We start from the raw sequence: 12,309 nt of genomic DNA on the forward strand, positions 1-12,309 counted from the left end.
TTTAAAACTTATAAAGCAATGTTATAACTAATGCCAGTTTGAATATCTGGTTGATTATTAACAGTAAAATCTTGTTGCAAATATAATTTAAGAATGTTCTTTTTACCAAACGAGTATATAAGCGTCCAATAGTTATTGTTTCGATATAAATTACTTACACCAGAATTCCAGCTTTTAAAAGATGTGCCATTTTTTGTTGGAATGACATAATCAAATTCACTCTTTTTATTTAAACTGGTCTGTATATAAAAGTCCACTCCAAAAGCATGTGTTGTTCCTCCTTTTGATAGGTATTTGTACTCAATAATACTTTCTATATAACCTATATTATTATTTGTTCCTAAATCAATAGGTTCGCTATTAAATTTAATAAGTTTTCGATAAACTCCACCGACACTTATACCTAAGTTAACTTTTTTTAGATCTTTTATTTCAAAAGACTTAATGAGGTTTACACTAAAGCCAACATCAACTGATTTGTTATATTTTGAGGTGTTAATTCCTAAATGGCTACCATAATTTAAATAATAATTCTTTTTATTTAGTTTTTTCATTTCAGGATAATAATAATAACTAGCTTCAATTCCACTAAATATAAAATCCCCTCTATTAATGTCCATTACATTGTCGTTGCGATCTTTATATTTTATACGTGCTTTGTTAAAAGGGTAAAGCTTTCTGTCAAAAGGATCTTCGCCTCCAGCTATTTTGTCATGAAAGCCCTCAATAAACTCATCATTTGTAAAAATTGTAAATGGAGATTTACCTCCTGTAAGTAAAAAACTTCTTAAGGTTATAGCAAGTGAAGATTTATTATTTATTGGTATATCTAATTTAAAATTGAAAGCTTTAATTACACCATCATTTTGGACCTCTATAGTCTTTGCATTTAATGTATCAACATCTACTACAAACTCTCTTTCGTGCCATTGGTATTGTTTAACAAAATCTCTGTCTCTATTTAAATTTGGAATATAGGCCTTCACTGGTGGTGCCCATACGTTCCCGCTTGAAATGTTAAAATCTATAGTTGTTTTTTTTGAGGGTTGGGTTTTAAAATGTCCTTCGAGACGTGTAAATAAGAGCCCAAGTGGATGCGTAGAAAGTAATGATGGTTTAGTTATTTCTAAAAGATCTAAGTTTTGATTAGTATCATTTTGCGAAAAAAGAAGGCTAGTGAATAAGATAAGTGATAAAATAAAATTGTTTTTTATTATCTTCATAAAACACTTTTACAATATGATGGGTTTTGTAACAAATATAACTAAAACACTTGTTTATAATAATAGATTTATTTAGATGAGTTATTTCTTAAATTTGATAAAATTTAATCTTTAAATAATGAAGCATATTTTAGTATTTATCATTTTTTTAATGACAATAAATATTTATTCTCAAGAAAAAAATGATAAGCAACCATATTACGAGGTTCCAGACTATCCAAAAGAGTTCACTGCAGGCACTACGGCAGCACGTATGTTAGATGCTTTGGGTTTTCGGTATTATTGGGTGAGTGATAGTCTCACTGAAAAAGATTTGGCCTATAAAGCCAACGAGGAGGGAAGATCTTCTGAGGAAACAATAAAGCATGTTTATAACTTATCTAAAATTATTGTGAATTCTACATTAAAGCAATCCAATTCTAGAGAAAAGGAAGAATTATCTTATGCAGATATGCGTGTTAAAACATTAAATAATCTTAAAATAGCTGCAGATATTTTAAGAGAAAGTAATGATATTTCACAGTATAAAATCATTTTTGGAGAACAAGAAATTCCGTTTTGGAATCTGGTAAATGGTCCTATTGCAGATGCTATATGGCATTGTGGACAGCTTGTTATTTATAGACGTACCACAGGAAACCCAATTAACCCAAAGGTAAATCATTTCTTAGGGAAAGTTAAAGACTAATGAAAACTAGAAGTCAAGGTTTTTTAAAACAGATTCATCCTGTACTACCAGTTAAGGATGTTACCAAAGCAGTTGATTTTTATATCAAAAAACTAGGGTTTAAGCTCGCATTTACTGATACCACAGATGAGTATGGTTATGCAGGTGTATCTAGAGATGGTATTGAGATTCACTTACAATGGCACGATAATACAGAATGGGAAAATGAGTATAATACTCAAATGCTTAGGATTTATGTAGATAATATTGAAGTATTGCATAATGAATATAAAACACAAAATGTGTTCCATAATAACACCTTGTTAAAAGAGACATCTTGGGGAACTAAAGAGTTTGCGTTTTATGATTTATTCGGAAATGGGTTAACATTTTATAGAGATATTTAAATATTATATCATTCCATATTTATGTTTAGAATTAATGCTCCATTGAAGCAAAAAAAGGGTTAATCATTTTGTTTGTCTTCATCTTCTTTTTTCATTTTAATATATTTTGTAACTAAGCGCACTCCTAATCTTGCAAAAAGGATAATGGCAAATACCATTACAATGTCAAATCCATTCATTAATTAGTAATTTAAATATTACTTGTTAGTAGATGTAAATCAATTTTAGTTACAAATAACTAAGCCACCATTTATCTTTATTGTTGGCTTTGTAGGTCATGTATTTTTTGCAGATAGGATATAAAAGCAAAATGATTACAATCCACACAAGATACACGGTAAATAATGAATAGCCATAACCTTGTAGCATACCAGAATTCATGGTGTTGTTATCGAGTATCATTAGTTTCCAATCTTTTCCGGTAACCAATAGTCCTATAATTGCACTTATATGAATAACGAAGATATGCAAGAAATAATAGAAGAAGGGTACACGTCCAAAAATCAATAAAAAGTTAGTGAACCCGTTTTTAATCTTTTCGATAAAATATAAAAACAATAATGCAGGGCCTAAAGTAATAAGGATATATGCTAACGATGGTGGATATTTAGTAGCATTAAAGAATGAAATTATTGTTTTTTCTGTTGTTTCTTGATAAACCCATGGACTTAAATCACCATAAAAATTGAAACCTCTAAGCACAAAAAATAAGATTGTAGCTGATATGCCTATATATAACAGCCATTTTTTCCTTAAGGTGACAGAAGCCTCTTTTTTATAGAATTCACCAAAGCAATAGCCCAAAAGAATAACACCAATCCAAGGCAATACAGGATAGGAAAACCGTACAAAGTGGCCTTCTAAACTAAAACCGTTTGCTTGATGCAACATATACCAAAGTAAGGATTCGATACTATCTCCTTCTTTGACGATGCCGTCTAAAGCATTATGCCCAAAAACAATAAGTAAGCCTAATACTAATATAATGCGCTTTGGGAGATAAATAATTAATCCCAAAACAATCATACAGACTCCAATAGCCCAAATCACTTGAAGTTGTATAAAACCATAGCTCACATCGAACCACCAAAGAAAATTATTGATTACAATTTCGACAAAAACAAGCCATAACCCACGCGTGATTAAAAACTTGGATAGTTGTCCTTTAGTTTTTTTCTGTCCATATAAAAACGCCGAAGTACCAGCCAAGAATACAAATACAGGTGCGCAGTAATGTGTGATAAAGCGCGTTCCGAATAGAATGATGTTTGTAGATTCTAAATTTTCAGGATAATTGCCCATCAAAGCATTGATATGAAAATAATCTCTAACATGGTCTAATGCCATAAAGACCATGACTAAACCTCTTAAGATATCTATTGATTCTATTCTTACCGATTTAATTGATGCCATAAGTCTTTGCTTTTTGAGGTTGAAATGGTATTAAAGACTTGAGGAAGTTTAAAGGTAAATAAAATTATTGGTGTTATTCAGTAGGTATTGTCTTCATTATATTTTGGTTGATTATAATAAAACAGGCAAATCAGTAATAGCTTACCATTAACTAACTTCAAATACTAAATATTTTCGAAGCATATCTAATGCTATTACTGATTCTATCTTCACATATTTTGCCTGCCATTTATTTATTGGATCTGTATTAGTGCTAATACAGCTTCAATGAATACATATAAGTAGGCTACCTCAGTAAATTTTTATTGCTGGCTTAATTCTGTTTCTAGTGTGAAGGTGTAGCTCCATTGCTCATCAATAACATCTTTAAATTTTTTGCGTAAGTCATCTGTTTTAGACTTGCCATTTGCGCTTTCATATAATTTCCATATATTTTCTCTATCTGTATCTAAATCTGCAAAATCTTTATACGGAGTAGAAACAAAATAATCAGCAGCTTCTCCACCCATATATCGATACCAATAACCACGAAGATCACCTTCTTTTTTACTAATGGTAGAGCTCATTTCTTTTACAGCTTCATTAAAAGCCCTACTATCATTTACTTTAAAGCTGGTCACCCAAACAATAGACATGCCTTCTAAAACTGTTTTGCGACTAAACTCAGGCATAGATCTTGTCGTATTATACTCAATACTTTCAATATGGGGTGTAATGAATTGTAAAGCAATTGAACGACACGTTTTTCCTGCAGCATCAGTTTGCTCCATTTCAGCCCAATTTTTGAATCGGTTTGTTGCTACGTATACATTACCTTTACCTTGTAAGCGATGCCAAATATTCCAGGTACCAGACCCATTATTGTCCTTATAACACTTTTTCCATTTTTTTACACCTTCAGTAAAATTTGAGTTTTCACCAAATTTAATAGTGTACTCAGTTAAATCCATGATATCACTTTCGGATTCTTGAGCTTGTGTTGTAGTTGGTAGCAGTAATGCAAAACACGCTACAAATAAAATTGTTTTAAAAAAATTCATGATTAATAGTATTTAAATGGTTAATAATAAATGAATCCCTCTTTAGAATTCTTACATCAAGTAACTTATAATCATTGTAAAATGAAACTGATATAGGACGAATCTGCAGTTGCTTTATCCGAAGGATACTATTTGTTTATCGAAGAATTTTTAGGTGATATAGTCTTAGCTATATAGTTTGAAGACGATTTAGTAAGTCTTCTTTCAATGACTTGCTAATCGGAATAGCCTTTTTTTGAATGACGATATGGCTCGTAGCAACCTCATTGATTTGAGATAAGTTTACTATAAAAGACCGATGTATTCTTAAAAAGTGTTTTGAAGGTAATTTTTCAGCCATATCTTTTAAGGTCATTACCAAAAGATATTCTTTAGTTTTAGAATAGATACGACAGTAATTACGCTCTGCTTCAATATAAAGAATGTTCTCAATACTCACTTTCACCATAGTGTTGTGGTGACGTACAAATATACTATCACTTAGTATAAATGGTTTAGTACCTACCTCTTGAGAACTGTCTAATTCTAAAGATGGTGTATTTAGCTGACTTATGGTTAATTCTATGGTGCGTTGGAGGTCTAATTTTTTAAATGGTTTTGAAATGAACCCATAAGGATGTGTCTGTTTTGCTCTGTTAAAATGTGCGTCGTCAATGTTAGCTGTTAAGTAAATAACAGGAATATTATGGGTTTTCTGCATGGCTTCAGCCGTTTCAATACCGTCTAATTTTCCTTTTAAATTAATATCTAAAAGTAAAATGTCTGGTTTATGGTCTTCAATATGTAGTAAAGCGTCTTCACCTCTTGGTATAATACCAGTAACTTCATAGCCTAACTCAGTAAGCTGAAGAGAAACATTAGCAGCAATAATCATCTCATCCTCTACTATTAATATTTTAGTTTTTTCACTCATTATGCTGCTGTATCTATTAAAAAGTCAAATTCTACGAAAGTTCCACTTTCAGAATGTTCAGTCATTTTACCATTGAGTTGTTGGGTTAATAAACTGATTAATTGTGAGCCAAAACCAGTTCCTTTTGGTGCCAGTCCTTTTATTTTACCAATCCCATTATCCGATACTTTTAATTTTAAATGATTCGATTTCGTTTTTTCTAGGCTGATTGAAATAGCACCATTTTTATTTTCCGGAAAGGCATATTTTAAAGCGTTGGTCAATAATTCGTTTACAATAAGACCTATTGGCACAGCTGTATCTACATCTAAGTCCAAATTGTCCATTGCACATTCTATTTTTACTTTATCTTCTGCATTAAAAGTATCTAGAATACCTTCGCTGAGGTTTAAGAAATAGTCTTTCATCTCTATGCTACCAAGATTATCCCCTTGATATAATTTTTGATGAATTATGCCCATGGATTGCACACGATTCTGACTCGCAATCATAGCATCTTTACTAGCAGAATCTTCCATTTGGGCAGATTGAAGCGAAATCAAACTTTTTACCATTTCGAGATTGTTTTTAACGCGATGGTGGATTTCTTTGAGCAGTAATTCGTTTTCAGCATTTTTATCGCGGATGATTTTTGTGGCTTTTTTATTCTTATTGAAGAAGAAAAACAGAGATAACAGTAATAATCCTAATAAAGCAGCAACCACAATAATAAAGTTTTGAGTTTTACTTTTTTGTTCTAACAAAGCGGCTTGTGATGCAAGTGCTTCATCTTTTTTACCTGTTTCATATTTTATTACCGCTTCGGTTTCAAGATTGGCGATTTTATCTTCAAGTATTTGTTTTGAATTGGAGGTGGCTTTATCCTTATAAAGCATTGCATTTTCAAAATCCCCTAGTTTTGCATAGATTTCAGATAAATCTAAGTAGGGTTTTATAAGACCACTTTGCCCTTTATCGTCATAAGCTTTAATACCAGCAGACAAATGGTCTAGTGCTTTGTTATATTGATTTTGGAGTAAGAAAACTTGCCCAATTTCAGTACGGAAGGTGGCACAGCGTTCCTCACCAATATGAGACTTACAAAGTTCCCAAGCTTCTATATAATCCAATAAAGCGTTATCATAATCTTTAGCTTTTACATAAACTTCTCCACGATAAGAAAGCGCTCTAACAGGAACAAATTTTTCCTCTGGTGCTTTAGTTTTAACAACCTCTAAACAATAATCTGCGGCTTCATAGGCTTTTTTAAACTCTCCAAGCTCGCCATAGCCTATAATTAAATTAAATTGTGCAATGGCAACAGAGGCATAATTACCTGACGCTTCTAAAATAGGAATGGCCTTAAGTGTATATTTAATAGATTTTTCGAACTCTTCCATAACTTGATAGAGCACACCAACAGAACGGTAAGCACTTCCCAATCCCGCTTCATCTTCTAATTCTTCGTATAGTGCAATAGCTTTGAATAATACCTCTTGAGATTTTTCGAGTTTACGAACATTAAGGTAATCTATAGAAAGAGATCTATAGGTATCTGCAATTTTCTTTTTATCATCACCTTTTTTATAATATTCTACGGCTTTTTCAGAATGATAAACGGTAGAATCTGACGGAAACATGCCGTTATAAGCATGCCAATTAGCAAGTTCTTCATGTACTTCAGCAATAGTTTTTGAACCTTCAGATTTTAAACTGCGTTTTAAGGTTTGCAAACCAATGGTATGGAAATTATCTAAGTCTTCTCCTGTGTATGCATTATTGCGCATCCAAGATAAACACGAGTCAATAGATGTTGCTTGTAAATCCTTTACGCTTAGAATTTTGGATTGAGAAAACATACTGCATGTTAGTAAACATACGGCAAAACATGTGAAGATAGTTTTTATCATAAGCCTTTAATAAGGATAAAAAGACTTAGGGGAAATGTAAGATATAAAAAAAAGCGTTACAAATTAAATAACGCTTTAAGTATTTATAGAGCTATCTCTATTTGATTATTTATAATGTCATCAAAGGTTTCTCGTTTTCTTATAAGATGTGCTTTTCCTTTATGTATTAACACTTCAGCTGGTCTATAACGCGAATTATAGTTACTCGCCATAGAATAACAATACGCTCCAGCGTTTTTAAAACACAGAATATCTCCTTCATTTAATTCAGAAATGCGTCTGTTATTTGCGAAGGTATCTGTTTCACAGATATAGCCAACTACGGAATAAAAACGCTCTCGTCCTTTTGGATTAGAAATGTTTAGGATATCGTGTTGAGAACCATATAACATTGGTCTTATTAAATGGTTGAAACCAGAATCAATTTGAGCAAAAACAGTAGAAGTGGTTTGTTTTACAACATTTACTTTGGCTAGAAACACACCAGCTTCACTCACTAGGAATTTACCAGGTTCAAAAGCTAAGGTTAAATCTGTACCATATTCTTTACAGAATTCATTAAAACGCTTGGATAGTTTTTCTCCTAACTCTTCAATATTGGTTTCAATATCACCTGTTTTATACGGTACTTTAAAGCCAGAACCAAAATCTATAAACTCCAGATCTTTAAAATTCTTTGCGGTTTCAAATAAAATTTCACTTGCATATAAAAAAACATCAATATCTAAAATATCACTACCAGTATGCATATGAATACCGTTGATATTCATTTTGGTATTCTCTACAATACGAAGTAATAACGGAATCTGATGAATTGAAATTCCGAATTTACTATCTATATGTCCAACCGAGATATTAGTGTTTCCACCAGCCATAACATGCGGATTAATACGAATACATACAGGTGTTTTTGGGTGTTTAGTACCAAACTGTTCTAAAATTGAAAGGTTGTCAATGTTAATTTGTACACCTAATTTTGAAACCTTCTCTATCTCTTCAAGTGAAACACCATTAGGAGTAAAGATGATATCTTCTGGTTTAAATCCTGCGTTTAATCCTAGTTGTACTTCTTGTATAGAGACGGTATCAATACCAGAACCAAGTGTATTAAATAATTTTAAAACAGAAATGTTAGAGAGCGCCTTAACAGCATAGTTAAGCTTCAACTGTTTCACCTTACTAAATGCCTTTGTTAAACGGTTATATTGTATAGTAATCGTTTCGGCATCATAGACATAAACAGGACTATCATAATCCTTAGCAATTTGTAATAAGGTTGTGTTATTCATTAGTTTTAGTTCTTAATATTCAATTAATACAAAGAGTCAAAAGTATATGTAAGCAATAGTGAAAACATGAAAATTAAAAAATATTACTATTTTTACACAAAATGTTAAATAATTAACAAATTGAAAACAATTGCATCATGTGTACAAGAGATTATTTTATCCAGTCCTTTTTTAGAGGAAGGCCTGTCTCGACAAATCATTAATTTTTCTGCTTTAGCTAAAGATTTAAATAAACCTATTTCCGAGATGCTTCGTAAACCTATAAAAGATGGAGCTATAATGATGGCGTTGCGACGGCATCAACAACCCTTAAATTTAGAAAATTCGGTGCGTTTAAAAAAAATATTTAAAAACTTAGGAGACATTACAGTGCGCTCAAATTTAAGCGATTTCACATTTAAAAATTCTAAAACATTGATAAATAGTCATTTGCAAATTTTAGAAAGCATTAGTGCTAATCATCAAATTTTTTATGCTTTTACTCGTGGTATGTTTGAAAGTAATATAATTATCTCAACTTCAGAAAAGGAAAGTATATTAAAAGCCTTTGAATATGAAACACAAATTGGGTTACAAAATAAACTCTCTGCGATCAGTATATATTTACCAAAAGGTAATTCTAAAATTGTGGGATTATATTATCAAATTTTTAAACGTTTGGCATGGGAGAAGATAACATTATATGAAGTAGTTTCTACAACTAATGAGTTTACTATAGTAGTTGAAGATGACTTGGTTGACAAAGCTTTTTCAGTAATTATGCGCTTAAAAGGCTAAAATATTTCAAAGAGAATGAAAACTTATAAGTAGGACTTGCTATTTATTGAAAAGAATAAGAGTTTAAATTATTTCATTATAAAAACTATTGGTAAAAACGTTTTAGTATGCTTATTTTTGTGCCACCAATAAATCATAAAATATTTCCTTTTTAAAGGAAAAAATAAATTGAATATTTATTATGAATTTACACGAATATCAAGGTAAAGAATTATTAAGCAGTTTTGGAGTACGTATTCAAAGAGGTATCGTAGTTCAAAGTGCTAAAGAAGCTGTTAATGCAGCGAAGCAACTAACTGCTGAAACTGGTACTGGTTGGCATGTTATTAAAGCTCAGGTTCACGCAGGTGGACGTGGAAAAGGTGGTGGAGTAAAACTTGCTAAAAATCTTCAGGAAGTTGAAGAAATTGCAGGTAACATTATAGGTATGAACTTGGTAACACCACAAACTTCTGCTGAAGGAAAGAAAGTACACCAAGTTTTAATTGCTGAAGATGTGTATTATCCAGGTGATAATGAACCAGAAGAATATTATATGTCAGTTCTTTTAAATAGAGGAACTGGTAAAAATATGATTATGTATTCTACTGAAGGTGGAATGGATATTGAAACTGTTGCGGAAGAAACACCACATTTAATTTTTACTGAAGAAGTAGATCCTGCTTTGGGATTACTTGGGTTTCAAGCGCGTCGAGTAGCATTTAACTTAGGTTTATCTGGTGCAGCGTTTAAAGAAATGACCAAATTTGTGACTGCATTATATACTGCTTATGTAAAATCAGATGCATCTTTATTTGAAATCAATCCGGTTTTAAAAACTAGTGATGATAAGATTATGGCGGTTGATGCTAAAGTTACTTTAGATGACAATGCGTTATATAGACATAGAGATTTAGCGCAATTAAGAGATTTACGTGAAGAAAATCCAATTGAAGTTGAAGCAGGAGCTTTAGGTTTAAACTATGTGGATTTAGAAGGAAATGTAGGTTGTATGGTAAATGGTGCTGGTTTAGCAATGGCAACAATGGATTTAATTAAACAAGCAGGTGGTGAGCCAGCTAACTTCTTAGATGTTGGTGGTACAGCAGATGCTGCCAGAGTCGAAGCTGCTTTTCAAATTATACTAAAAGATCCTGCTGTAAAAGCAATCTTAATAAATATTTTTGGAGGAATTGTACGATGCGATAGAGTAGCACAAGGTGTTATTGATGCCTATAAAAATATGGGCAACATTACTGTGCCAATTATTGTACGTTTACAAGGAACCAATGCAGACATCGCAAAAGAATTAATTGACAATTCTGGTTTAGATGTAATGAGTGCAACAGAATTTCAAGAAGCTGCGGATAAAGTACAGGCCGTTCTTTCTTAAGATAATAAGTATTACTAAGTAAAAAAATGCGTTTTAAAAAAAAACGCATTTTTTTATTTCAATAATGTTAATAGATTGATAATCACTATCTATTAGGTTATTTTTGTCGTTATAAAACACCAGTAAATGCTAAATTATAGCCTAAAGATAAATCGCCTAAAATTACTATTTAGACAAAACTAGTTTTACTTAAAGCGCCTTAAATAGAAATCCTTTATTTTTTGTTCTGTCTTTATTATTTAATAATTAATTTCTTGCTCAATTTATTGTTTTTAGTTTCTAACTGAATGATATAGATACCTGTTCTTACATATGGCAATGTAATATTGTTGACTCCGTCTCCTTGGAAAGATGTATTTAAAACTTCTTTTCCTAGAATATTGTAGATTTTTATTCTAACATTTTCATTTTGAACTCCAACAATTCTTAGTTTGTTATTGCCAGAATTATAGATACTTATTTTATCCAAATTTTCTTCATTAATACTTAAAGCTGGGTCAGGATAAATTCTACTATTAGAAAAAGCGATAGACCCATCAAAACCAGGGTTTGTTCCTCCTCCATCAGCTACAATAGAAGAAGTATCACCTATAACTTCATTAGATAAATACGCTGTATCACTTATATGAGTTACAACAAACTTAAAATTATCACTAGAGGTAATTCCTAACTCAGAAAAATCAACGGTAAGAGTATGAGTGCTACTTGTAGCATCATTGAGTGGTGTTAAATTGGCATTGCCATTAGTTCCGTCAGAACCATAGTTGTGAGATGCACCACTTGCAAGTGTAAACCAAGCTCCAAAGCCAGCATCGAAAGCAATAGCATAATCTGCTGTAAAACTTGCAGGAAAAGTTATTGTTGGGACTCCATTACCATTTGCAGATATGGCTCTTCTAAGACCATCGCCTGAGTCTGTAAACCCTGTAGTATCCGAAAAACCACCAGATTGTGAATCGACATAAATTACAACAGGATTATTTAAATCACTAGCACCTCTTGAGAAAGTAAAGGTAATGGTTGTTCCATCATCAGAAATACCAAGTGTAGAACCTCCAACGGTTCCACCAAATCCAGAATTTCCATTTCCTGAATAAGAGGATTGCGCAGGCATGGTAAAGCTCATCAATATTGCTATGAATATTGCTAAAACGTAATTTTTTTTCATAATAATTTAATTAAGTGATTAGTAATACTTAACTAAATTAAGTTTTTTATTTAACTAATGAGTATTTGCAAGTTGACGAAAACGTTTTCGTGTTAATAAAAAGGTAATAATAAAGTCCTATTTATTATCTTGTTTGTTATAATAAGAATCC

Annotated in this window: 11 protein-coding genes; 4 read left to right on the forward strand and 7 right to left on the reverse strand. The window is 31.6% G+C overall.

All coding sequences use genetic code 11. From position 1 onward, the window contains the following. Positions 1-8 precede the first annotated feature (8 nt). Positions 9-1,223 carry a hypothetical protein gene (locus AAC053_RS04515; protein ID WP_339753330.1) on the reverse strand — a complete coding sequence of 405 codons (1,215 nt, stop codon included), beginning with the start codon at positions 1,221-1,223 and terminating at the stop codon, positions 9-11. Between the two features lie 118 nt (positions 1,224-1,341). On the opposite strand from AAC053_RS04515, the gene AAC053_RS04520 reads away from it, so the two are divergent. Further along, positions 1,342-1,911, forward strand: a complete 570-nt coding sequence (locus AAC053_RS04520) for a hypothetical protein (protein WP_339753333.1) — start codon at positions 1,342-1,344, stop codon at positions 1,909-1,911. Next, positions 1,911-2,297 (forward strand): VOC family protein, encoded by a 387-nt coding sequence (locus tag AAC053_RS04525; protein ID WP_339753337.1) that lies wholly within the window; start codon positions 1,911-1,913, stop codon positions 2,295-2,297. Before AAC053_RS04520 ends, AAC053_RS04525 begins: the two co-directional genes overlap by 1 nt. Before the next feature lie 228 nt (positions 2,298-2,525). Here AAC053_RS04525 and AAC053_RS04530 read toward each other — a convergent pair whose 3' ends face one another. From AAC053_RS04530 to lysA, 5 genes are all read right to left on the reverse strand, one after another. Further along, positions 2,526-3,710: a heparan-alpha-glucosaminide N-acetyltransferase domain-containing protein gene (locus AAC053_RS04530; protein WP_339753340.1), complete on the reverse strand. Its 1,185-nt coding sequence runs from the start codon at positions 3,708-3,710 to the stop codon at positions 2,526-2,528. A gap of 302 nt (positions 3,711-4,012) precedes the next feature. Continuing rightward, positions 4,013-4,750, reverse strand: a complete 738-nt coding sequence (locus AAC053_RS04535; RefSeq protein WP_339753342.1) for a hypothetical protein — start codon at positions 4,748-4,750, stop codon at positions 4,013-4,015. A 169-nt stretch (positions 4,751-4,919) separates the two neighbouring features. Continuing rightward, entirely contained in the window at positions 4,920-5,663 is a 744-nt protein-coding gene (locus AAC053_RS04540) for a response regulator (protein ID WP_339753344.1), read from the reverse strand. Further along, the gene (locus AAC053_RS04545; protein ID WP_339753347.1) at positions 5,663-7,501 is read right to left on the reverse strand and encodes a histidine kinase dimerization/phosphoacceptor domain -containing protein; all 1,839 of its coding nucleotides are present in this window, start codon (positions 7,499-7,501) and stop codon (positions 5,663-5,665) included. Before AAC053_RS04545 ends, AAC053_RS04540 begins: the two co-directional genes overlap by 1 nt. A 134-nt stretch (positions 7,502-7,635) precedes the next feature. Continuing rightward, entirely contained in the window at positions 7,636-8,841 is a 1,206-nt protein-coding gene (lysA, locus tag AAC053_RS04550) for a diaminopimelate decarboxylase (protein ID WP_339753350.1), read from the reverse strand. A gap of 120 nt (positions 8,842-8,961) precedes the next feature. Between lysA and AAC053_RS04555 the strand changes: the two genes are divergently transcribed. Together AAC053_RS04555 and sucC are read left to right on the forward strand one after the other, a co-directional pair. Beyond that, positions 8,962-9,618 (forward strand): hypothetical protein, encoded by a 657-nt coding sequence (locus AAC053_RS04555; RefSeq protein WP_339753353.1) that lies wholly within the window; start codon positions 8,962-8,964, stop codon positions 9,616-9,618. 181 nt (positions 9,619-9,799) lie between these two features. Then, positions 9,800-10,990: an ADP-forming succinate--CoA ligase subunit beta gene (sucC, locus tag AAC053_RS04560; RefSeq protein ID WP_339753357.1), complete on the forward strand. Its 1,191-nt coding sequence runs from the start codon at positions 9,800-9,802 to the stop codon at positions 10,988-10,990. 235 nt (positions 10,991-11,225) lie between these two features. On the opposite strand, the gene AAC053_RS04565 is transcribed toward sucC, so the two are convergent. Further along, positions 11,226-12,158, reverse strand: coding sequence for a T9SS type A sorting domain-containing protein (locus AAC053_RS04565; protein ID WP_339753360.1), 933 nt, complete (start codon positions 12,156-12,158; stop codon positions 11,226-11,228). Between the last annotated feature and the right edge of the window lie 151 nt (positions 12,159-12,309).

Origin of the sequence: uncultured Winogradskyella sp. (genome assembly GCF_963975125.1) — a bacterium.
Classification (GTDB): Bacteria; Bacteroidota; Bacteroidia; order Flavobacteriales; family Flavobacteriaceae; genus Winogradskyella.